The sequence below is a fragment of the Paenibacillus sp. strain BS8-2 genome (assembly GCF_054483835.1).
In genome coordinates, this window is record NZ_CM137010.1 from 774,759 (window position 1) to 799,502 (window position 24,744).

17 protein-coding genes are annotated in these 24,744 nt (G+C 51.3%); 1 reads left to right on the forward strand and 16 read right to left on the reverse strand.

From position 1 onward, the window contains the following. Nucleotides 1–11: 11 nt before the first annotated feature. Nucleotides 12–842 (reverse strand): amidohydrolase family protein, encoded by an 831-nt coding sequence (locus tag ACX1C1_RS03205; RefSeq protein WP_458955725.1) that lies wholly within the window; start codon nt 840–842, stop codon nt 12–14. A 132-nt stretch (nt 843–974) separates the two neighbouring features. On the opposite strand from ACX1C1_RS03205, the gene ACX1C1_RS03210 reads away from it, so the two are divergent. Beyond that, nucleotides 975–1,841 (forward strand): helix-turn-helix domain-containing protein, encoded by an 867-nt coding sequence (locus ACX1C1_RS03210; RefSeq protein WP_458955726.1) that lies wholly within the window; start codon nt 975–977, stop codon nt 1,839–1,841. Between the two features lie 108 nt (nt 1,842–1,949). Here ACX1C1_RS03210 and ACX1C1_RS03215 read toward each other — a convergent pair whose 3' ends face one another. The 15 genes from ACX1C1_RS03215 to ACX1C1_RS03285 form a co-directional block, all read right to left on the reverse strand. Beyond that, the gene (locus tag ACX1C1_RS03215; RefSeq protein WP_458955727.1) at nt 1,950–2,627 is read right to left on the reverse strand and encodes a DUF4166 domain-containing protein; all 678 of its coding nucleotides are present in this window, start codon (nt 2,625–2,627) and stop codon (nt 1,950–1,952) included. Then, nucleotides 2,600–3,565, reverse strand: a complete 966-nt coding sequence (locus ACX1C1_RS03220; RefSeq protein WP_458955728.1) for a DoxX-like family protein — start codon at nt 3,563–3,565, stop codon at nt 2,600–2,602. The genes ACX1C1_RS03215 and ACX1C1_RS03220 overlap by 28 nt, the downstream gene beginning before the upstream one ends. A 957-nt stretch (nt 3,566–4,522) precedes the next feature. Continuing rightward, nucleotides 4,523–5,167 carry a response regulator gene (locus ACX1C1_RS03225; protein ID WP_458955729.1) on the reverse strand — a complete coding sequence of 215 codons (645 nt, stop codon included), beginning with the start codon at nt 5,165–5,167 and terminating at the stop codon, nt 4,523–4,525. Then, on the reverse strand, nt 5,157–6,518 hold the full coding sequence (locus ACX1C1_RS03230; protein WP_458955730.1) for a sensor histidine kinase: 1,362 nt from the start codon (nt 6,516–6,518) through the stop codon (nt 5,157–5,159). The genes ACX1C1_RS03225 and ACX1C1_RS03230 overlap by 11 nt, the downstream gene beginning before the upstream one ends. A 105-nt stretch (nt 6,519–6,623) precedes the next feature. Then, entirely contained in the window at nt 6,624–7,592 is a 969-nt protein-coding gene (locus ACX1C1_RS03235) for a stalk domain-containing protein (protein ID WP_458955731.1), read from the reverse strand. A 68-nt stretch (nt 7,593–7,660) separates the two neighbouring features. Further along, nucleotides 7,661–9,379 carry a proline--tRNA ligase gene (locus ACX1C1_RS03240; protein ID WP_458955732.1) on the reverse strand — a complete coding sequence of 573 codons (1,719 nt, stop codon included), beginning with the start codon at nt 9,377–9,379 and terminating at the stop codon, nt 7,661–7,663. A gap of 379 nt (nt 9,380–9,758) precedes the next feature. Then, nucleotides 9,759–10,613, reverse strand: coding sequence for an alpha/beta hydrolase (locus tag ACX1C1_RS03245; protein WP_458955733.1), 855 nt, complete (start codon nt 10,611–10,613; stop codon nt 9,759–9,761). After that, entirely contained in the window at nt 10,610–12,181 is a 1,572-nt protein-coding gene (locus tag ACX1C1_RS03250) for a sulfatase family protein (RefSeq protein WP_458955734.1), read from the reverse strand. The genes ACX1C1_RS03245 and ACX1C1_RS03250 overlap by 4 nt, the downstream gene beginning before the upstream one ends. A gap of 68 nt (nt 12,182–12,249) precedes the next feature. Further along, the gene (locus tag ACX1C1_RS03255) at nt 12,250–13,650 is read right to left on the reverse strand and encodes a sulfatase family protein (protein WP_458955735.1); all 1,401 of its coding nucleotides are present in this window, start codon (nt 13,648–13,650) and stop codon (nt 12,250–12,252) included. A 32-nt stretch (nt 13,651–13,682) separates the two neighbouring features. Next, nucleotides 13,683–16,430 (reverse strand): glycoside hydrolase family 38 N-terminal domain-containing protein, encoded by a 2,748-nt coding sequence (locus ACX1C1_RS03260; RefSeq protein ID WP_458955736.1) that lies wholly within the window; start codon nt 16,428–16,430, stop codon nt 13,683–13,685. A 4-nt stretch (nt 16,431–16,434) separates the two neighbouring features. Then, entirely contained in the window at nt 16,435–19,632 is a 3,198-nt protein-coding gene (locus ACX1C1_RS03265) for a glycosylhydrolase-like jelly roll fold domain-containing protein (RefSeq protein ID WP_458955737.1), read from the reverse strand. Further along, nucleotides 19,629–20,948: a sulfatase family protein gene (locus ACX1C1_RS03270; protein ID WP_458955738.1), complete on the reverse strand. Its 1,320-nt coding sequence runs from the start codon at nt 20,946–20,948 to the stop codon at nt 19,629–19,631. The genes ACX1C1_RS03265 and ACX1C1_RS03270 overlap by 4 nt, the downstream gene beginning before the upstream one ends. A 107-nt stretch (nt 20,949–21,055) precedes the next feature. Continuing rightward, nucleotides 21,056–22,708 carry an extracellular solute-binding protein gene (locus ACX1C1_RS03275; protein ID WP_458955739.1) on the reverse strand — a complete coding sequence of 551 codons (1,653 nt, stop codon included), beginning with the start codon at nt 22,706–22,708 and terminating at the stop codon, nt 21,056–21,058. Nucleotides 22,709–22,780: 72 nt separating this feature from the next. After that, nucleotides 22,781–23,674, reverse strand: a complete 894-nt coding sequence (locus ACX1C1_RS03280; protein WP_458955740.1) for a carbohydrate ABC transporter permease — start codon at nt 23,672–23,674, stop codon at nt 22,781–22,783. 15 nt (nt 23,675–23,689) lie between these two features. Next, nucleotides 23,690–24,598, reverse strand: a complete 909-nt coding sequence (locus tag ACX1C1_RS03285; RefSeq protein WP_458955741.1) for an ABC transporter permease — start codon at nt 24,596–24,598, stop codon at nt 23,690–23,692. Nucleotides 24,599–24,744 lie beyond the last annotated feature (146 nt).

A 24,744-nucleotide genomic window follows, 5' to 3' on the forward strand; every position in this document is an offset into this window, starting at 1 on the left:
TCCCCCCATGATTACAGCTTGTAGAACCTTCTTGCGTTATCGCCGAATAACTTCTCCCTTGCATCCGCGCCCCAACCACTCGGCAGTGAACCTTCCAGCAGCTCTATGACCTCATCGTAGCTCCCAGCTAGCAAGCATACCGGCCAGTCCGAGCCAAACATGACGCGGTCAGGTCCGAACAACCGCAATATATGCTCAATATATCGCTGGAATTGCTCCGGCTTCCAAGCGCCGTGGTCCGCCTCCGTCACCATGCCCGATAGCTTGCAATAAAGACGTGGATGCAGGGAGGCTCGCTCCATGAGCGACGCCCATGGCTCAAACTCGCCTGCGGCAATATTCGGCTTGCCGATATGGTCAATTACGCCTCTTAAGTTAGGCACCGCATCAAGCAGCTCGTTTAACGAATCCAGCTGATTCGATTTCACCAGTAAGTCAACAGGAACATCCATTGCGGCATACGTCCGCAGCGCCTCTACGAACGATGGCTGCATAATTGCGCCGGCATCGTCCATATCCTGAATCATCACCCGGAATCCGACAAATTTTGGATGTTGAAGGTAACGCTCGTAATACGTTTGATGATCGGCATCGAACAAATCCAGCCAACCCACCACGCCAAGAACGCTGTCCGCCTCCGCCGCGAGTGAAAGCAAATACTCCGTTTCATCTACGGTAGGCGCAGCCTGCACAAGAATGGTGCCGTTGATATGGTGTTTTAACCTATGATCATCCAGATCACCAGGGAGGTAGTCTCTATACAGCACCGGCAGCTCCGGCGTGATCCAGCCGTAATCCGTTCGTGATATGGACCAATAATGTTGATGGGCATCGATTCGCATGATAGCGTTCGCTCCTCTCTTCTCCCTTCTATTCTACTCGCGTAATAGGCGAATAAAATATCATTTCATTGCGATTTTATGTCTAATTTTGATATATTTATACCATTACTCTCGTTCAGGAGGCCGCATCACATGCAACCGATCCGCAAGCCGTTTATGCTCGATCCGATCTTCCCCTTCGAGCTTGTCTATCAAGGTATCCGGTATTCGGAGAACGAGCTGCCGGATCATCTTCACGATCTGTACGAGCTGGTCTATATTCACGAAGGCACGGGTACGTTTTTTATCGATCATACCGTCTATGAGAAAGGACCGGGCGACTTGTTCCTCATCCCCGGCAACACCGTCCATCGCGCGTTCCCATCCATCGACCAGCCTATCGTATCCACCGCGATCTTCTTTGCCCCTTCGCTTGTGCAGAGCGATCCTTTCGGCGACGGCTACAAGCCGCTGGGATGTTTCGAGCTGGCCCGAAGACGCAAGCAATATCGATTGACCTTGGCAGACTCGGCACAAACGAAGCTCGAATCGACCTTGGACGCGATGGCGGATGAACAGGGCAAGCAAGCACCCGGGTATCGCCATGCGATATGGCTGCGGCTTCAGCAATTGCTGCTTGAGCTAAGCCGTCATCCGTTCTCGCAGCCAACACACACAGCTATGTCATCCGGATTTGGCCCCGCATGGATTCGCAAGGCGCTAAGCGACATCAACCGCGACCCCGTAGGATGCGGCGGACTTGCGGAACTGGCAGCCCGCGCTTCGGTCAGCGCGAGCCACTTTTCCCGCGTCTTCAAAGAGTTGACAGGAATGAATGTAACCGACTACATCAATGCCAAACGGCTAGTACTTGCCAAGAGCTTGCTGCTAGAGACTGAGGACAATATCGAAACGATTGCGATAGCTTGCGGCTATCAGGGCATGCGCCACTTCTACCAGCAATTCAAGAAGGTAACGGGACTAACGCCAAAAGGGTACCGACGTCAGATGAATGCGTGATCAGGTAACCGCAGCGGCCGGAGACATTTCAGATCAGGAGGCATTGCAGATCAGGAGCAGATAAGATGCCTCTTCCTATCCTCGCTACTCTCTGCGCTACTCTCTGCGCTACTCGCGGCGTTCTTCCCTAAGCGGCTTGACGTACAGCGGAATCCTATCCGGCACGATATCGACGTTGCTCGCCTCAAACGATCCTTCATATTCGAACACGGTACCAAGCAATGAATTGTTCACCTCCACCGAAATTCGGAAGCAGTCTGCCCGATCATCATACCACTCGCATACATTGGCGATGCCCGTTAAGGCTGCTGGGAACTTGAACTGCAGCACATTTTCGTAAAAACGCTGCTCGCCGGAGCGAATCCGGATCCCTCCGTTCGAGGCCACCGAGATGTCGAGATCGACCGCCAGATGTTGTTTGGTGCCAAGGTAATCGACAATACGGTCGCGCTCCTGGCTATAAATCATCGTGGCGTCGAATCGCCTAATAGCATTCGGAAACTTGAAGGTGCGAATCCAGGTCACCGTTTCTCGTCCGAATCGGTCGATATAGGCGAAATTCTCAATGGTAAACGGCACCCCTCTGCCGCCTTGCGGGAACATAATATTTCTTGTCGCTCCTGCATAGAGCGGAATCGCAGCCAGCTTGGAGAAGCGTATATGCTCCATGACCCCGCGGCCGACGGAGGCAACACAATCTCCGCTGGCGAATCCGAATCGCTCCCGGATGCGGGGATGAAGCTTGCCAAAGTCGGCGCCTAACGCCTGCTCGTATATGGAAGCCATATCGATCCTCTCCTTTCTTTCTCGTTCTCCGAAGGCTGCCGGCGCTTGCAACGACCAGCGCTTGGCAAATCCGTAGTCGTAAGCGATGCGATTAGCGCCAGCGTTAACATCGGAACCGTCAGCGTAATCGGATTGAATGGCGATGTCGGAAGATTCGGTGACGCTGCTATCGCGAGTATGGCGAGTGCGATTAACAGGATGCTTTGGATGACGTAGAGCGACTTGAGTCGATGACCCCAAAGGATAACCAAAGCGCAACCCATCTCTGATAAACCTAACAGCAGGAGTATATTGTGTTCGGCTGCTGGAGGAAAGATATTTGTCGCCCGTAACAAATCCAGCTCCCCGCCTGCCGGAGTCATGAGTTTTGGTACAAGTCCCTGATAGAACCAGAGCAGCGACAACGTCAAGACGGAGGCATAATGAATGACTGCTCGCTGGATGGTGACGGCAGGCGCGATGCCGCGCTCCAGCCAGATACGCAGCATATCGAAGCTCCAGGCGGTAGCGTAACCGAACATGGGGCGGAATAGCCATGCATCCAGCAATCGACCGAGCGCCCCAAACCGAGTCGAGTAATTGAATTTGGTGCTGAAGTTGACTCCTTGTTCACCCGGCTTGTATCGCCAATACCCTCCCCCGCGTCGGATCAACGAAATCGGCTGCTCGGATTGGAAGGACAGCGTAGAGATTGCGCCGCCTGTGTCCAGCGAACGGGCTGACCTCGATTCTCCAGTACCCGAGATGTCGAGTCCGAAGCCGATGCGCGTGCGATAGTGGAAACGCTGGGGATTCGCGGGGTCCTCTTGTGGTAAATACTGAATGTCCGTGAACCGAAGATCCCATTGCTGATGCAGCTGCGGATCCTGCGTATGCTTCCAAAGCGATTCCATGTCAGTTGCAATGTCTAGCTCAACATAAATGTGCTTTCCTCTCATATGCGTCCTCTCCCTCTCTCGTTCCCCGTGACTGTTAAGTCCATTGTATGGGTGATCGAGAGGACGCGGCAGTTCCAACTATTATAGGTCTGCAAGCCGGGAGGGTACTATGTGATGTAGAACTTGACAGTGGGGGATGGAGCTAAGAGGTATATGAGTGAACGTGTTGACGTACGGCAGTTTAGATGGTTGAGGATGTTAATGGGATGGAATGTTGAGGGGGATAATAGGATGTTGAGGAGGAGGAGGAGGAGGAGGAGGATGGTGGTGATGAGTTTGTATGGTATGGAATAGGGACAGAGTTACAAAAAAAGCCCATGACTGAATCTGTTAGCCGACCGTTACTCTTCTGCTGGGATTTCCTAACTCATCTGTTCTTTGTCATATGCTTGTTTCGAAATGACGCTGCCTGATAGGAGCAACATACTGGGGGAACTGAACTAGCGGTATTGGGACGGTATTGGGACGGTATTGGGACGGTATTGGGACGGTATTGGGACGGTATTGGGACGGTATTGGAACGGTATTTGGGCGGTGGGCGGTATTGGGACGGTATTTGGGATGCTGTTTATGACAAATCGTTTTTTTGTGTAATCGTCTCTAATTATGTTGTGTTTTACATCGTCCAAGGTGAACAAAAAATCCTGCATTCTATACATTAATCTAGCTTCCAAACGTCTTAGATATAAGCATTCCTGCACTCTGTACATCAATTTTCCGCTGTTACCACTTATCTACCTTTGCTGACCTGATATTCCTGCATCAAATACATCAATCGGTCCCAATTGGCTGCAAATCAAAAAATATTACTGTACGCCATACAACAATCGCGAGCCGGTAAAGCCAACATCACATCCTCCTGATGCGCAGCCAGGCCTTAGCACCTTCAAACTTTCAACCATCGTTTGCGATCCGAATACTGCCATTGGAGCAACAGTCTGCTATTTTGCCACGCGTTCATCGCTTGTCCCCTCTACGGAACATACCCTTCCTGCGTACAAGTTCCACAGCTTCTTTGCTGCTTTTTACGCCAAGCTTCTTTAGCATTTTATTGACCTGATTCTTTAGCGTGCTTTCCGCCTTGTACAGCTTCCTCTCGATCTCGGGCTGTGTGTACCCATCTTCGATCAGCTCGTACACTTCTCGTTCGGCAGGCGTGAGCGCCCCAAGCTGCTCTTCGCGCTTCAAGCGGGCGAATTCCTTCAGCAATGCATCCATCGCCGCCGGATGGTGATGCGCGCTTCGAATCGCCTGAGGCAGCTCCTTGAAGCGCGTCTTTTCGATATAATTGACGGCCCCTGCGGTGAAAGCTTGCATCATGATCGTTTCTTCAGTGACAGAGGTTAGCATAATGATTTTGGCTGGATGAATGTCGTGCAGCTCAAGCGTCGTGTAGATCCCCTCGTACCCGCTTCCCGATAGCTGAATGTCCATCAATGCAACATCGAACGTCAGCGTCCTCGCCAGCATAAGCGCTTCGTCATGCGTTGTAGCCGCGCCAACAACCAGCATATCCGGCTCCCGGTTCAAGAACGACGTAATCGCTTTGATCCAGTCCGAATCATCCTCCACGATCAAAACTCTAATCGGATTAGTTGACATCCTTTGGTCCCCCCTCTAGCTCGATAACTTTTTTAGGTGAAAAAGCAAGCATTGCCGAAGTCCCTCCGCCTTCCCTAGGCATCAGCGCCGCCGAACCCCCACTCGTTCGCATAACATTGTAGACGTAAGCAAGTCCCAATCCGAAATTACCGGAACCGTTCTTCGTGCTATAAAAAGGTTCAAACGCTCTTTCCGCTTGCACCCGCGTCATGCCTGCACCATTGTCCTCGACAGTGATCCTTATATCTCGTTTGCCTGCGTCAAGCCGCACTTCCATTCGCCCGCCCGAGCTATGCATCGCTTCTATAGCATTGGCAATCAGGTTTCCGAGCGCCTCCCGAATGTGCACTGGATCGCATATTACGATTGGACGGCAATCCATCCGCACGCCGATTTCAATGCCTAGACGATTCGCGCGCTCGCGATGCTCCTCGGCGACAGAAGCCGCCAGCTCGTCCAATCGCACCGGCTGCTCTCGCAGCACAACCTCTCTCGTCTGGCTATGAATTCGCCCTACCATACCCAGCATATGGTCCGCGGCGCGTTCAATTACTTGCAGGTGCTGCTGTGCTTCCCTGCTCGCTTCATCCGTCAGCTCCGGCAGCGTGTGCCGCATATTCTCCGCGCTGATGGCAATCTTGCCGATTTCATTCTTGATGGTATGGTTGAGCAAAGTCGTGCCTGAGCTAGCCGCCTGCATAGCGCTCTCTAGCGGATCACGCTCAAGACGCAGCTTCACTCCAAGCACGCCATAAACAAACGCCAACAGCAGCCCCGCTGCCAGCGAATAGAACACAAAAAGCGATACATAGTCAAAAAAAGGAAAGTCCGGCGCCACAGCTCGCGCGACATAAATAAAGGCGAGCACGGCCAGCAAGGTCGGCACGATAATGACAGTCGTCACAAAGCGGTTGCGTCGCCTATGCGCATCCCTCTCCCGCAGCAATGCCGTCACCAGCTGCCAGCAAGCAGCCAGATAATATGGTCCGCTCCACAGCAAGAGCAGCCAGTAATCCATGTGGAGCGCCGTCTCCTTAAGTCCGGCAACAAGCATCAGCGGCACCGGAAGAAGCAGCAGCCACGCCAGCATCTTGTATCTCCTTCGGTTACGCTCCGGTAAACCGGCATACGTCAGCGCGAACAGGAGCACACCGTAGGGCGTCACCGTCAAATTCAGAAATTGAATACCTCGCGCAGCCCCATGCATCCCCGCTTCGTCTATCGTATCCGCCAATCCGCCAATGGCAGCGAAAACAAGGAAGAACGCCGCCCACCTGTTACTCCTGCTTCGAATATCGTTCGCCAGCAACACAACCGCCGCAGCGAGCAAGGCAAAGAAATAAAACAACATGATATCGTATCCCATCCCGATGAGTGATGTCCTGTATTGTAACTATATAGTATTCGGGTAAGACGTCCTGATCTCCTGCGACGCGATTAGGCCTCGCTCCGCTCGTCACTTCTCCGTCAGAGATTCAAGCTCGTGAACGGTTATCGTATAACGTACGGCATCCGAGAGATTCGCTTGTGTCGCCATTTCATAATAGAAATAACGCAGATCCTTGCCTGGAAGGTCTTCTGCTGCGCCTTGAACTTCAGTATCCATCCAGGTATTGCCAAGCAACTTCCCTTGGTCGTCGTAATAATGGAGCTCCGCCGCTACCCGGAATGTACCGTCCTTGCGGACAATGGCTCTCACCTGAACTTGCGTCTGATCTTCCCCGACATGTATCGCGGTCTGCTCCATCTCAAGAACGCCGGTAGGATCGGCTACGTTAGGTATCGGGGGCATATAAGCATAAATCGGCTCCGGAATAACTTGCTCCAATGCTGCGAATGCGTAGCTGGACAGGTCGCGATTCGAAGTTGCCGTAAAGGAGAGCATCCGATCCCCTTTGGCCGTTGTCGATACGCTGATCGGCACTTTGCCTAGCGTCCTGTTATTCTCGTCATAGAAGGCGATGTACGCCTTGATCGCAATCGGGCTTCCGGGCTCTAACGCTGCTTTGCTGTTCGCAAGTGCATCCCAATAAGCTTGTCCGGCATATATACGACCGGTCACTGTGCTTCCTTCGCCTTTGCTATCCTTCACGACTTTTATATATCCCGCCTTTACCTCACCGCTGATGCTGCTGAGGCCGAATCCTGTATCGAGCTTAATCGTTTGCGTTGCATCCTCGTAAGCCACGACCGTATCCAGCTGCTCCGCAACAAACCGAATAGGAACGTAAGCCCGATCTTGATACAGAAGGGTTGCGTAATCTCCGGTCTGTTCGATTGCAACACCGTTTAAAGCATATTGGGCCGGAAATAACGTAGCACGTATCGCATCCTCGGCGTATACCGCAGTCGTCCCTGCCAGCATGGCCCCGCATACTGCGCCCACCATAAACTTCCGATCAACAAACCTTCTCATTTGCAACATCCGCTCCTCCATACAACTGGAATTATTTGCTCATTATGTATAAACGAAGACTGCGCTAGAAAAGTTGTTCACTCCCCAGAACTTACTTTCTCAATCGCTTCATGAACAGAAAGCAGCTCCTTGACACCTGTGGATCGCTCCACATATTCGACTTGGCCACGAGCGGCATCCTTGCCGATGACGATGCGGATCGGGATGCCGATCAGCTCTGAGTCGTTAAATTTCACGCCCGCTCGCTCGTCCCTGTCGTCAATTATAACGTCGATCCCACGCCCTTTCAGCGCGCCATACATGATTTCTGCTATGCCCATCTGCGCCTCATCCTTAACGGAGACCGGAACGAGATGAACCCGATACGGCGCTAAAGCGATGGGCCACATGATCCCTTTTTCGTCGTGGTGCTGCTCGACAATAGCAGAGATCATGCGGGATACTCCAATACCGTAACAGCCCATAATCATCGCATTCTCCCGGCCGTTTGCATCCAGGTATCGCGCCCCTAGCGCCTTGCTGTATTTCATGCCGAGTTTGAATACGTGACCAACCTCTATCCCCTTCGCCAAATACAACTTGCCCTCCAAGCATCGCTCGCACGCTTCGCCTTCGGTAACACTGCGAATATCCGCGGTATGCATAATTGGGAAATCTCTCCCCGGTACGATATTCGCAATATGGAAGTTAATCTCGTTCGCACCTGCGATACCCGCTTCTATCTCGGCCACCGCCAGATCCGCTAGAACGGGGATCGTCAAGCCAATCGGACCAACAAATCCGACAGCCGTGCCAGCGACAGCCGCAATCGTGTCTGCATCCGCCAAGGCAAGCTCATATGCACCTATTGCATGCTTGAGCTTCACCTCGTTCGCTTCATGATCCCCGCGCACAAGAACGGCGATCGGCTTTCCGTCTGCCAAATAGATGAGAGTCTTGATGATATCCGCTGGTTCCACACGCAAGAATGCCGTCAACTGATCGATCGAGCGCACATCAGGCGTATATATTTTCTGGCAAGCCGGTACTTCCTTTTGAGCATTCTCGGATTTATTATCGTTCTTGGTTCGTTCGACTTTGGATGTTGCCATCTCCATATTCGCAGCATAGCCGCAATAAGAGCATACCGCGATTGTATCTTCGCCAATATCTGCCAACGCCATAAATTCGTGTGTGCCGCCTTCGCCGCCAATAGCTCCCGCGTCTGCTTCTACCGCTCGGAATGTTAACTCACAGCGTTCGAAGATACGATGATAGGCGTCGTACATAGCGCGGTAAGACAAATCGAGTCCCTCCCAGGATGAGTCGAAGGAGTACGCGTCCTTCATGACGAATTCCCGTCCCCGCAGCAAGCCTGAGCGCGGGCGTCGTTCGTCACGAAACTTGGTCTGAATTTGATACAATGTCACGGGCAATCGACGATAAGAGCCGACCTCCTGCTTGACCAGCGCCGTAATGACTTCCTCATGCGTCGGACCAAGTGCGAACTCCCGATGATGGCGATCCGACAGGCGGATAAGTTCGGGTCCATATGCTTCGTAACGACCCGACTCCTTCCACAGTTCGGTTAGCTGCAGAGCTGGCATAAGCAGTTCCTGAGCTCCTGCCCTCTCCAGCTCCTCTCGAAGAATATTCTCCACGTTGCGCAGAACACGCAAGCCGAGTGGCATGTAAGTGTAGATACCCGCAGCCAATTGACGAATGTATCCCGCCCGTAACAGCAAGCGATGGCTCTCGACCTCGGCTTCCGCTGGAGTTTCCCGTAAAGTATTAGCGAACAATTGTGATTGGCGCATCTGTCAAACCTCCTATTTTCAAAAAAAATGATACTTTCCTGTCAATCAAAAAAGACACATTCGTCAGGGACGAATGTGTCGCGGTACCACCCTAGCTTTAATCGCCAAGAAGCAGCGATTCTCTATCCGAATAACGGTCGGCACCGGCAACGACCGAATAAGCTAGCCGTCACAGCTCGCAAGGCGGGTCTGATACGTCCGGGGAAGACCTTCCAGCTCTAAGGGTCTCTCTCTGCGCCGCCGAATGCCGTATCATGCTCCTTGGTCAAAGCCATTTCTGTTATATATTTCTACTGATACTAATCGATGCTCCCTGCTCTGTCAAGGATTAGCACAAGATCAGCGGTTGTATAAATCTGAAACCTCTACTATGAAACTATCAACTAAATTGTTTGCCGGTCAGAGAACAGATAAACGCCAACGAAAGCTTCAAACCTTCCTCATAATCCTCTATCTCGGCAGCCGGAAAGAACGAAGGATGATTAAAGAAGCCATGTCCTCTGCCCTCGAAGGTATGCAGCTCGCAGTTATTGCCGGCAGCCCGCATACGCTCTTGAAACAGCAGAACGTTGCGGTACGGGACCGCCTTATCCTCTGTGCCATGGAGAATAAGCGTCGGCGGAAGACCAGGACGAACCGCATGTGTAGGAGACAGCTCTCTCTCCCTGCCGCCGAAGCGAGGCACTCCGTTGACGAAGCCCGACTCTGTAGTGTCGACCACAGGATTGAATAGCAGCAACGCATCGGGCTTGCAGCTAACACGATTGTCATGATCATCACGATCTGCAAACATCGCAGCACATAGCGCCAGATGTCCGCCCGCAGAACCGCCTGCTGCGATAATGGGCCACGAAGCCGCCCCCCATTGCTCGGCATGCCGACGGATCCAGCTTATGGCGGCGCATGCGTCCTCCGCGCTGTCAAACGGGGTGGAGCCATGTTGCCGTGTAACGCGATATTCCGCGGCAATCGCGATCATCCCCTTCGAAGCGAAGAAGCGGCATTGTGGATGAAATTGACGCATATTGCCATCCACCCATCCGCCGCCGAAGAAGAATACGACGATGGAAGGGGACACAGTTGAGCCGTTATCCCGTATTGTATCCTGATCAAGGGAAGATGCCCGTTCCGAATAGATGTGAAGCCGCAAGCCAAATCCATCTGCCTCACGATAGATGAGCTCCCTATAAACCATTTCGCTGTTTGACGAAGTCATATCCTTTATTTCATTCATGACCGAGTCGCACCCTCTCTTGCTCCTATGGTAAATACGGATCGAAAGGCGTGCACTTCCTCACTTGGCATGCTCTTCATGCCATTAATGATTGGCAAGTTCCGGTATTGCGCCGTTTCCATCGGACGGAAATGCGCCCGGGTCATCCGTTCCAGCAGCTCTGCCTTCTTCCAGAGCCACTCACTAACATGATAGAGATCTCGCTGCTCGTCTGGATCCTCTTGCAAATTGAACATCTGGCCTTTGCCCTGCTCATTGTAGACCGTTAATCGCCAGCCGTCGTCAGTCACAATACTCTTAGCTCTCTCCAACTGCACCGTCACCTCAGACCAACTTTCTGCCTCCGGCAATCCGCCGCATGTCGGTATGAAGGATAATCCTTCGACAGGAGGCAACCCAGCCGCTCCACCCAGCTCACAAAGGCTGGGAAACAGGTCGAGCGAGGTGGAGAGCCGATCTGTGCTGCCCTTCGTTATACCTGCGCCACTTACGATGAGCGGGCAGCGTATACTCTTGTCATAATGCATCAAACCCTTCGTAATGAAGCCATGATCCCCCAGCATATCACCGTGATCGCTTGTGAACAGAATGACCGTATTATCCATTAGTCCTTCTTCCTCCAGCCACATGATGAGGCGGCCGATCTGATCATCGAGGAAGGTGAGTGAACCCTGATAGAGCGCTCTGAGCTTCTTCACCTTGGCTTCATCATCCGCTATGCCACGAAATCCGTGAAAGTCCCGCTTATCCTCCAGCGGCGAATAATCGTAATGCTCCTTCGCTCGCGGAACAGCCGCCTCCATGTCCTCCGGCTTGTACATGGTGTCATAAGGCGCCGGCGGATCATAGGGGTCATGCGGATCTACATAGCTGACATGGCAGAAGAACGGCTGCTCGGGATGCTCCCTCCGTTGCTTCCCCATGAATTGCAAGGATACATCGGTAATATATGTGGTCTGGTGCAGCTCCTTGGGCAGCGGAGATCCATACATTAATCGCCAATCCGATTGCTCACGCAGCGGCTTCATATATTTCTCATGCGCCTCATCCCATGCCGGACGCAGATTGCGGCCTTCTTCGCCATATTCGCTAATATAAGGCATCGGCCACGAGACAGCGAGGGCCTTATCGAAGTGCGCGGGATGCTCACGCTCCACCCAGTCCAGCCAAGGGCCGAGCTTGGAGTCCTCGGTTCCAATGGATTGATCGAAGCCCAAATAAGCGAAATCCTTCGGCAGCGGTCTCTGCATGGGCGTGAGATGGAACTTGCCGAAAGCACCCGTTCGGTATCCCTCACCCTTCAGCACATGCGCGAAGGTCGGCAAATCCTCAGTCAGCACAAGATTGTTGCGGGTAATGCCATGTATTTCGGTAGATCTCCCCGTGTAGATACTGGCCCGATTCGGCGCACAGAGAGGCGAATGCGCATAAAATCGGTCAAATCGCATGCCCCGATTCGCCAAGCCGTCTATATTGGGCGTAGATGCTGTCTTACCTCCATAACAATGCAGAGATGCCGCTGCCAGCTGATCAACAGTAAAGAGCACCATGTTTGGTTTGTTAATCATTTGGTCCCCCCCTCTCATGATAATCTGCGTATCGTTCCTTCGATGCCAATGCCAGTCAGTTGCAAAGCTTATTCGTAATCCTTCAGCTCCAGCTTCAGGGCGTACAGCTCTTCCTTTAGCTGCTTAACAATCGCCGCATATTCCGGCTCGGCATACACGCTGCGCATCTCTGCCGGATCGACCTCCAGATCGAACAGCTCCCATTCCTTCTCCTTCGGATCATCCAGTGCGCCGGTAGAGCCCAAGCTCTCCGAATAGTAATAGATTAGTTTATAACGTTCTGTCCGCAGACCGTAATGGGAATAGACGCGGTGCGGCGGAGACATATGCTCCCAATAGCGATAGTACATCGATCTCCGCCAGCCTTCAGGATTCTCTCCTCTAAGCAGCGGGACGAAGCTTGCGCCTTGCATGTCAGCAGGAATCGGAAGACCCGCCAGCTCCAGGAAGGTAGGGGCGAAATCCACATTGACTGCAATTCGGTCAGCTGCTGTTCCCGGTTTAATGAGTTCCGGGTAACGAATCAGGAACGGCATGCGAAGCGACTCCTCATACATGAACCGTTTGTCATACCATCCATGATCGCCAAGAAAGAAGCCTTGATCTGACGTATAGACCACAATCGTATGCTCTGCAAGTCCCTGTTCTTCCAAATAATCGAGAAGTCGGCCCACATTGTCGTCAATAGATGCTACGCAGCGTAGATAATCTTTCATGTATCGCTGATACTTCCAGCTTTTCAATTCGCTGTCGCTTAAGCCCTCGGGCGGCTTCTGCTTCAGATCACGGTCATTCAGGTCGCGGTCGACCCTCATCAGTGCCGCTGCTGCCGCCTCCGCTCTATTGTCATAAGTATCATGGAAGGTCGGAGGCTCGGGGATATCTACATCCTCGTACATATGCGCATGCTTCTCATCTGGAACCCAAGAGCGATGCGGCGCTTTATGATGACACATGAGCATGAACGGACGATCCTTATCGCAATTGTCTATCCATTTAATCGACATATCGGTTATCAGATCGGTGACGTACCCTTTATACTTCTTCTGCACCCCCATCTCAATCATGTCCGGGTCGATATATTCGCCTTGGTGAGGCAGGATATTCCAGTAGTCGAAGCCGGTAGGATCGCTCATTCCTCCGTGTCCTAGATGCCACTTGCCTATAATGGAGGTTTGATATCCGTCTGCTTGAAGCAGCTTGGGCAGCGTCTGCTGCCTGCCGTCGAACTCATCAAAGATCGTTTTAATCCCATTGATATGGTTATAGGTTCCGGTCAATGTTGCGGCACGGCTCGGAGAGCAGATGGAATTCGTACAGAAGCAGTTGTCAAAACGCATGCCCTCCTTGGCAATTCGGTCGATATTCGGCGTTTCATTAATAAGGCTGCCATAGCTGCTAATTGCATGTGCGGCATGGTCATCAGACATAATAAATACAATATTAGGCCGTTTGTTGCTTGCTGTCATACGCCTTCACCCCTTTGATATTGTAATCGCACTTAATCTCTTAAAGTAAATCGATAGGTTCTAATGCCCCATGGCTCGATGCTTAGCGAAAGCGTGCGCCCTTCTCCGCTTGGCGCGATTCTCCCAATTGTCTGCTCCAGCATATTCACTTCCTCCGCTTCCTCAATGGCTCTGCAGGGGACAAGTTCAGCCGTATCGAGCTGGTTGGAAGCGTTATAGAGACGAACGACCACCGCTCCGTCCTTCTCCTCCGAACGCTTCATGACACTCATGCAGATATGCCTGGATTGCAAGCTGAAGAAGCTATGTCCTGAGGGCAATGCTTCTGCCGCGCAGCGTACATCCATGCTGTGTATGCCTGCCTGCATACTGTCCTGCAATCTTGCCAAATCTGCGAAGACCGTGTCCGGCTGCAGCATCGTCAACGCATAGCGGAAGGTTAGCGGCTGAAGAAGCTGCCCGCCTTCCTCCCCATTGGTCATAACCGTCTTGCGGAAGGAGCGGAACATCGTCACCTGAATGGTCCCCGCCTCATCGTCTGCCGCCGCACATTCATGCAAGCCGAATGGAGCGACCAGCGCGATGCCGGTGCCATCCTCTTCGCGGCGCTTGCCTACAATGCCGCCCATCTGCTTCTCAGGCACATCACATTCTCTCCAGTGCTGCGTCTCCTCCTTCACCCCGCAGTCTCTCGTAATGAAGGCGAACGGCTGTTTCACGAAATAGCTGTCACTGTTTACGCCTGTTGGCAGGTTCAGCCGCAGCCGATGATCCTTTGCCGTATTGACAATCTTTGTCTCCACATCAATATGCCTTGCTCCCATGGACAAACCGATAAGAGATGTAATTTCTAAAGTAGTATAGTCACGAGAGCGGCGAATTCCCGCCTGATCGTATTCCATCTCCTGGGGCACCTTCATTAATTGTGTCACCTGGAATACTGTACGGGATGGCCCTGTCTCAATCCGTTCAATTACACATTCCGAGCCGTGACTCGTAATAACGCGATCAGCGGCAGGATTGGCGTGATACCAGCCGTCGCCAATTTCGCCGTCATCCACGTAGCTCATCAGTTTGTCGTAGATAGCACCGCTTGTTTTGTCCAGCATTGTCAGCGTGCCGTCTCCGTTAATCGTCAGCTTCACAAATTCATTCTCGGCTATGTTCTCGTGACGCGACATGACATGCAAGTACCTGGATGCCTCCTGGAATGGAACCACCCTGTAGCTTGCAGATCCCATAGCAGGGACGTCTACCTCCAGCGAAATTTTGTGCCGGTTCACGATGACAACATGCTGATTGTAAACTCTCACCTTATGATTGCGCTGAATATCAGCTAGTCCGTACGGGATCTCTTTGCCAGAGCTGTCGTAAACCTTAAAGCTGTTCTTCATCTCATAACCAAATGGCTCCTGATATACCTCCGGGTAGTCGAGCTCGAAATCAATGTCCACAGTAACGACCTCCCTACGGCGGAAGGGCAGCGGGTTGGTCAGCAGCAGCGTATGCTCGTGCTCGGCGCTTTGCACAATACTTGCCACACGGTTTCTCATCACGTCATCAATTACGATTTGTGACAGCTCCCTGCTTTGATCAAACCGATACATCATATCCTGATGCACCTGATCGATGGAGCAGCCACAAATCGAATCATGTGGATGGTTTTGGAGCAAGTAGTTGTAAGACAAATCGATATACGTACGAGGAACGGCATATCCCTCCAGCTCGGCAATTGCAGCCAGTGGCTGTGCCCACTTCTCCAGCAAGGCCTGACATCGGTCATTCTCCTGCTTTAGCGGATACCTGCTCGAGAGCGTATGGGTGATAACATGCAGATAGGGGGCCTTCGCTTTCGCCGGCTCATACAGCTCGCCTTCCTTGACTGGCATATGTGCTCTGAATGACTCCAGCTCCAGGCCCATTTCCGTCAAATCGGCATGCTTCACGCTTGCTGCCGGATACAGCTCCCGAATCTCTTTCAATACTTCAACCGTCTCCTGATGCACCGGCTCATGATCCAGACCATCCATCAGCACGACAATTGGTGTCTTGCTTCGCCCGAGCTCTGTCTGCACATGGCTGCGTATTCTCTCCATACGCCCCTCCGAATTCAGCTGCTGCTCTCGTGCAGGCAGCAGCACATCCGTATAGAAAGCTCCATAGCCGTAGTTGTCCGGCAGCTTGAAGGTCAGACATTCCGTGCCGTCCGGGGCTCTCCAGCGGAAATGCGAGTCCGTTGTGTGTTCATTCGTCCCTCTGCCGAGCATGGCGTAGCCAATATCAAAGCCTTTGAAGATTTGCGGCATCTGTGCAATATGGCCAAAGATATCGCAGATATACCCGTATTTCCAAGACTCGGCGCCCCATTCCTTGCTGATTCGGTGGCCAACTGCCAAATTTTGAATGAGACTCTCACCCGATAGCAGCAATTCATCCGGCATACAATACCAAGGTCCAATAAGGATACGCCTAGTAGAGATTAATTGCTGCAGCCTGCCTCGCATTTCCGGTCTAATCTGAATGTAGTCCTCCAGCACAATGGTCTGTCCATCAAGATGGAAAACTTCAAAATCCGGCTGATTCTCCAATGTCTCGATCAATTCATCCATCATCTTTACGAGCCGCGCTCTAAAGCCTTGAAAGGTCTGATACCACTCTCTGTCCCAGTGCGTGCTGGAGAATAGATAGATCGATTGAGGCGATGCTTGCTCACGCTGATGCGGTCCATCCTGAAGTTGATGCTCCTGTTTGTGCTGATGTTCCTGACTCTGTTCTCCCATGGCATTAACCTTCCTTCTGAATCAAGATTTGGCAGCCTCCGATAATGCCAGAGGGCAAGCTCTGTTTGCCGTACAAATTCTCAAGCGTATTCGCCGTCTGGATACGCAGCGTATTGGACCCTTGCCGCAAGGCACCTGTCAGCTCCCAACGGTAAGGCTGCCACAAACAGACACCTAGCGGACAACCATTCAGCCAAGCTTCGGCCGTTTCTCTCACCTCATCGAGCTCCAGATAGAAACGATCGCCCGCAGCATCCTGGGCTGTAATATTCCAATCGAAGGACTGCATATAGCTTGCCTTGCCTGCGTAATAGGGATAACCTTCCAGCGTCCAATCCCCTTGAATGATTGACTTCGGCAGCTCTAGCCTGCCGGCTGGATCTAGGGAGAAATCACCAATAACAAAGGCCGGGAACGTCATTGCAGGCATCGTCTCTAGAAGTGACAGACATAGAATCTCAATCTCGTTGACACCCTCCTGCAGATAGGTTCCGATATCCGCTTCGCGATAAAAGCGATCCTGCCATTTCGTCTCCCTTAATGCAGGTAGCTTATGCCCATTCACGAATATCTCTACATTCCTCCGTCTCGATAAGAATCCGATATGCGAAGGGATATTCTGATCAAGATCATCGATAACGAGTCGAATGTCTCCCGTTATGACGCCCTCTTCACTTACCTCGAGCCTCGTTCGATAGCTATTGACCTGCCCTGGCATTCTCGCCTGCAGTCTTGCTTCTCGGTCATTAAGAACAACTTCCCATCGATCGAGTATACGCACATTCGGCTCTTCTGCTTGGAACCTCCATTCTCCCCCAAGCTGCAGCCGCTGCTTCAGCGCTGATCGCGCTGATGCCCCCCACTCTGTTGCCAAGGTGTTCGGCTCCTCTTGCGCCTCAGCTATTGCGAGCATGTTTGCATCATTCTCATGAATAGCTGTATGCACAATGCGCAGCTCTCCCGCCTCCAGAAGAAAACCTTTCGCTTCCTCATGGCTCAACGCTGTAACAGAGCCATCCTTCAACCGCCATTCGACAAGCTTCGTATGCTGCCCTAAGCTGTCCAAGGCTATCACTAGCGGCTCCTTCGACCAATTCATCAGCCATACGAAGGAGCCGCCTCCGTACGCTCTCCTCGTGACAATCAGATCCTCCTGTCGTCCCTCGGGGGACTTGAAACGCAATCCTTGGACGTGCTGATCACAATGCTTGCTGGCTTCCCAATCCTTCAGGAAAGCGCAGAGCAACGTGGCGTCTCCCCCTAATATTTCCTCCTGCGGAAAGAACATCGTCCTTCCCTTCGTTGTCCTGCTATCCATGGGGATAGCGTCCACATCGCCGTCACTCTCCGAAAACAATTCATCAAAGAAATCCAAGATTGCCGGATCCTCTCTTCGCTCCAGGCTATGCTTGGGAAGCTGTCCGACTGCGATGAGCAAGCCGCCCTTCTTGACGAATACGGAGAGTTTAGCTGCCGACTGTACGGAGATAGCTGACATCGCGGGGAGAATCATCGCCGTATAACGAGCATGACTTCTTGGGAATATCAGTGCGCCATCCTCTGTCACCTCTGCCTCCTCCAACTGAAGCTCATCCATATAATCGTAATCGACTTGATTGCGGAGCAATCGATCGGATAGCAAGGTGAACGTCACATCTGCTTGCGGCTGACGAACTGACTTTCCGTCCTCGAACATCTCTTGATATACCGTATGAATAGGCGAGAAGAGAAGAACGCCAGCATTACGTTTTCCTGTTGTCCCCATCAGACTGAGCCTGCCGATATAATCTGCGAACGTCTTATAATGCTCCCAATGCGGAGCATGGAAAAACTCCGTCGGCGGAAAATCCGTTTTCCTGTAGCCCGCGAACGAATAATAAAACGCATGCGGGATAAACAGGTTCACGCCTAAAAATGCCATGAAGTTAGCATCCAGTCTTCTATCCCGCATCGAATATGCATGGTCGCTCGCACCGAAGGCTTCGCATACGACCCGTTGCTTGCCCTCCAGCTGGGCAACAGATGCTGCGCATTTGACCGACAGAATTCGATGAGGATTTTCCTTCGTGCCAATGCCCGGTGTCAAGTAATCAACACCCGGATAATCGAATTCCCTAAGCACCATCGTCTGATTTCCCTGTGATCTCGCTTGCCCCCATAGCGGCTCCTCAAGTGTATGTCCGATATAGCGAAGACCACGCTTCCCGCACCAGGCGGATAACGCAGTATGATAAGCCTTCCTGTACCACTCGGCTAAACTATTGTAATAATGCTCTCTGATGCCATGACTTCGATCACCCACTTGATAGAGCAGTGCTCCAAGCACGGACTTTAGCCCATAGCCGTGATCAGACTCGAATTTCTGCAGCGCTCCTCTCGTCCAGGCGAAGGTCACACCCGGCAAGTTGCAGGTTGGATGCTCTACATTCGTGCGATAAGCCTCCACTCCAAAGAACCCATCGTGAATCATGAGGCCCGGCTCATCCGTGAATACACCCTGTATCGTAGAACCGAACTCGGCTTGATAGCGGTCGAAGGGATCATACGCAAGCTGTACAAATGACTCGACCGCTTCTTCGTTCATCGTGTCGAGATAATAACCATTGCCAAAGGTAACTCCTTCCGCGACTTCACATTCCCAGCATGCCAGAATAATATAATGACCAGGCGTCGTTGGCCTCCAGATTTCCCCTAGCCTGTCTGTCAGATCCTCCGCCCGCTCCTCTAGAATCAGAGCTCCGTCCACATGCTGTTCCTTTACGCGATACGCAAGCAGTGCAATCAACGCATTGCCTGCAAATTCCGCGAAATCAAGAGCAATTTCGGCAGAAGCAGCATCCTTGTAAACCGCGCGTTTCTCTTCGATACGCAAATAGCGCATCCGATACTCAGGGTGGCTGCGCGTAAGCTTGCCGCCGAAGGTGCCGCTCGGCCAGTTATCCTCATCATACAGCCACACCTGCATGCCTCTTTGCTTGCATGCCTCGATACAGAAGGCGAGCATCTCCAAGTAGGCTTGGGACATATACGTTTCCTTCTTGCCATGTCTCGAGTGAAGCACCACGCCGCCTACGCCCTTCGTGTGCATCTCATTAATTTGCCGGAGAAGCTCCTCTTCCTCAAATTCATGATTCAGGAACCAAAAGGGCTGGGGCCTGAACTCGGCTCCCGGATCTGCAAATTGCTGCTCCAGCGTCTTCATTCGAAGTCCTCCTCCTCGGGGCTGACACAGGAAAGCTTATTTACGGTTGCACCAATTGGTATCGGTACCTCCCCGGCAACTAGCGGATCGTTGGTCTCTCGCATCCAGCTATCCAGTCGCTTCATCAAATCAGCTTGAACAGCGGCATAGCGGCTATCTCCGAATCGATTCACCCGCTCTGCAGGATCAAGTATGAGGTCGAACAACTGCTCCTGCTCAACCTCAGCCTCCTTAATGCCATGTGAGAGCAGCGTCTCCTTGCTCAAGGAGTCATCCATATTGGCAAGCACAGGCAACGTGTACCCACCGAACCGCTTCACATACTTGTACCTTTGCGTCCGTACAGCGCGCATGGGCTCATATGCGGCATGGAAGGTCACCTCCGCATAGATTGCATCATGAATGTGTTCGACCTCTCCGCTAATTAATGGCAGGAACGACTTTCCCTGCAGCCGTGCAGGCTTCTCCAGCCCCAGGATGTCGCACAAAGTCGGGAACAGATCGATCTGGGAGGTCATGGCATCGACCACGCTGCCGCTCCGCGAGCCATCGGGGAGCTTCATGAGGAAGGACACTCCAATTCCGGTATCGAGCAAGCTGCATTTCATACCTGGGAACGGGATGCCGTGATCTGTTGTAAAGATAAACAACGTGTCTTGCTCTTTGCCCGAAGCCTGAAGGGCATGACGAACAATGCCGACACAGTCATCCACCACCTTGGCGGAAGAAATATACTGCGCCATGTCCTCCCTATTCTGCGGTGTATCAGCTATCGGAAAAGGAAGCTGTACATAATTCGGATTCACAGGCTCATCAACAGGGAAGTCCCGTTTCTTCCGATGCGTGTTCACCAGTCCCACGGAGAGGAAAAAGGGCTTATCCTTCTGCTCTCCAATATAACTTGCTGCTTGACGGGCTCTTGTTAAATCCGCTGCCACAAAATCTTGAGAACCCGGTATAGGGACACCCTTCATAAGGTCCCGGTCATATCCGATCTCGCCAATGTCAGGATGCTCATGCTGCACCCCGCAAAGCGCCGTATCGAAGCCATGTCCACGTAAGAACGCAGCAAGATGCTGACTGCTGTCGTTCATGCGGAAGCCGCGATGTGCAAGGCCAAGCAGACCTGCGCTGTGGGGGGCCATGCCGGTCAACAAGCCCACTCGGCTAGGACTGCAGGTTGGCGCAGCACTAAACATCTGCCTGAACAGGATACCTTCCTCCGCTAATGCCATCAAATTTGGTGTAGGTATGCCGAATCCATATGGGGATATATATCTGCCTGTGTCATGTGTGTGCATATAGATAATATTCATCCGTTGTTTGCTCCTCTGCCAGGAATAGAACCGGGCCCTTTCCTCAGCCGTAGACTGATGCCAAAGGACCCGTATTTGTTCAAATTAGCTAAATCAGGTATGACGGTTTACTTCGCATCCTTCCAGCGGTCATATGCGGCTTGATAGATGCTCACGTATTCATCTACTCCCATATCCTTCAGCGTAGCCACATAGGAATCCCACTTCGTCAGCGGCTCAGTGCCTGCAACAAACTTTGCTTCCATCTGCTCCGTATACGTGCGGATATCGGCCATAAGCGTATTTAACCGATCCTGTTCTTCATTGGTGAAATAGACATTGGGATAGGTCTCCTTGCCATAAGGCATCAGACGCTCTTCTGTTTGATTACGAATGAAGAAATTCGTCGGATTAGCTTTCTCCGTACCAATCTTGCCAATCTCATCTACAGTACGACGATCTAGGGGCACTACTGTTCCGGCGTCAGGCGATACCATACCTGCCTTGAATTCCTGGCTGTTCATGCCCTCCGGAATATTCATTTGGAATCCGCCTTCAGCCGTATACTCGAAGTCCTGACCTTCTACTCCCTGCGCCATCATGATGGAGCCTTCCTCCGTATACAGATAATCAACCCACCTGATTGTCGCTTCCGGATTCTTATTCTTATTCGTAATCGCGAATGCGCCACGGCGAATCGGCGAATTCAGCGGCCAGATCGGCTCGCTGCTAAGCTCAGAGGTGAGCGGCTTCAACTGCACATAATCATAGTTCTTATCCACGCCAACAATGAGGAATGGACCCGCCGAGTTAAAGGAACCCAGCTTGCCTTCTTGTCCCTTTGCGACAACCTGCTGCGGTGTCTGCGAGAACGACTCCGAATCCAGCAGCTCTTCCGCATACAGCTTATGCATGAATGTCAGATACTTCTGATAACCTTCCTCGATTGGAGAATAAACCACTTTGCCGTCCTTCACTTCTACATTCTCGATATTGCCATTTGGATTGAGTCCATAGGCGGCTTCTATGGCTTGACGGATATCAAGGCCGTGACCAGACATCGGAATTTCATCTGCTTGGCCGTTCTGGTTCGGATCCTTCTCCTTAAACGCTTTCAGCACTGTATAAAGATCATCAATTGTCTTTGGCTCTTCCAGACCTAAGTTATCCATCCATTTTTTATTGATCCATAGCTTAGGATACAAGCCGAAGCCTGCTGTAATTTGCGGCAACGCATAGATATGACCGTCTGTAGCCGTAATCGAACGACGGATATTGGGATCATCATTAAGCAATTTCTCAATCGTCGGCGCATATTCCTTAATCAAGTTCTCCAGCGGAATCAGAATGCCTTGCTCGCCGAAGTTTACTTCATCGGAAGGCGTCAGATTAGCACCGAAAAACACATCCGGAATTTGACCGCTGGCGAATGCAAGCTTCTTCTTCTCCTCATAATTAGCAGCAACCGGGGTGTCAAAGGTAAAGCTGATATTCGTCAACTCCTCCATCTTCTTAAAGATCGAGAGCTGATTCCATTCTCCTTGAATAGGTGCTTTGGAGCCCATCATCTTCAAGGTGATTTTGTCGGTGACAAGCGGGAAGCCCGTTGCATTGAAGTTCGGAATTTCTTTGTCCGCATTGGCGGCATTCCCATTTTGCCCATTGGCCGAACCTTCCTGATTGTTCGCATTCGAACCGTTTTGATTTGCATTTGAGCAGCCTGCAGCAAGAATAGAAAGCATCAACATAGATGTGAGCAACAATTTCCCCGTTTTTTTCATTTGCAATAACCTCCCTATTTGTATGAAAGCAGCTGTATATTCAAGCATCCGTCCCATCTGAGCCAGTACGTTCTAGCCCTTGATCGAACCGATTAAAACCCCTTTTACAAAAAAGCGCTGCACGAATGGATATACTATGATTAGCGGAAGCGCAGAGATAATGATTACCGCGTACTTAATCAAATCGGCAATTCTCGCTTGCTGAGCCATTAGCTCCATGCTGTCTCCATCCATAAGCATGCTGGCGCTCATCTCGTTCAACACCAGAATCTCTCGAAGAATTAGCTGCAGCGGGAAGAGATCCCGTGAGGACAAGTAGATCATGCCGTTAAAATAACTGTTCCAATGCCCTACTCCATAAAATAATCCCATTACTGCAATAATCGGCAGCGACAGAGGAAGCACAATAGAGAAAAATAACCTTGTTGTTCTGCAGCCATCCATCTCTGCAGCCTCCTGCATCTCGATCGGAATATTCATCTGGAAGAAGGTGCGTGTAATTATGATGTTCCATACGGCAGCCGCATTGGGAAGCAGAAGCGCCCACACTGAATCAATCATACCCAAATCCTTAACCAGCAAGTAGGTTGGAATGAGTCCGCCTCCGAAGAACATGGTGAACACAAACAGTCCCATTAACACTTGACGCCCCGCCAAATCCTTCCTGGATAAAGCGTAAGCGCAAGGCAATGTAATGAACAAATTAATTGCCGTTCCCAGTACCGTGTAGAATACTGTATTGCGATAGCCCCGCCATATATCGCTGTTGTGAAAGACGCGATCGTAGCCTTCAAAGGTAAGTCCCTTGGGGAACAGCCACATCTTGCCTTGACTTACCAGAATGGGATCACTCATAGATGCGCTCACAATAAAGACCAGCGGATACATGACAACGACCAGCACGATAGCAAGAAAGATAAAATTTAACACATGAAATACGCGATCGCCAAAGCTTTCTCTAATCATATGGACTCCTCCTCTCTACCATAAGCTGGTTTGCTTCATCTTCCGAGCCAATGAATTGACGAGAATCAGCAGAATGAAATTTAGTATGGAATTAAATAAGCCAACTGCTGCCGAGAAGCTGTATTGACCTTCTAGGACCCCGCTTCGATAGACATAAGTTGAGATCACATCCGAAGCTTCCATATTTAAAGAATTTTGCAGCAAATAAATCTTTTCAAAGCCAACCGCCATGAAATTACCGACATTCAAGATGAGTAGAATGACAACAGTAGGCAGTATACCCGGTATATTGATATGCCAAATTCGCTGCATGCGAGTGGCACCGTCGATCATTGCCGCCTCATGCTGCTGCATATCAATGCCCGCCAGCGCAGCTAAGTAAATGATCGTTCCCCAGCCCATGCCCTGCCATACTCCGGAGAAGACGAATATGGTCTTGAACCATTCCGGCTTGCTCATGAAATCAATGGCATCCAATCCCAAACCATTTAAGATGAAATTAATAATACCTGTTGAAGGAGATAGAAACATTATGATAATGCCCGACATCACGACAACTGAGATGAAATGAGGTGCGTAAGTAATCGTCTGTACCAGCTTCTTGAAGCGAACGAGCTTCATCTCATTAAGCGCCAGCGCAAGAATGATTGGCACCGGAAATCCGACAACCAGCTCATACAGATTAATTGCAAATGTATTCTTGATTAAGGTCCAAAAATAATAAGAATTGAAGAATCGATCCAAATGATCAAAGCCAACCCAGTCACTTCCCCATATGCCTTGCACCGCATTAAATTTTTTGAACGCGATCTGCACGCCGTACATCGGGAAGTAGTGAAAGAGTATGAAATAAACCACTGCCGGAAGAACGAACAGATACAGCTCCCAATTCTTCCTGATGACTTTAACTGCTCTTATACCCATCCCTTTCGTTCCTCCTTTCCAACTCGCCTATTTGTTCCGCACCCCCATCATCACGCAAAGGGCGTCTTCTGTAAATTTGCCATTATCGCATGTATGCGCTTTATCTTACATGAGCAATGCTGACATGCAGAATGACAGGGGTGGCG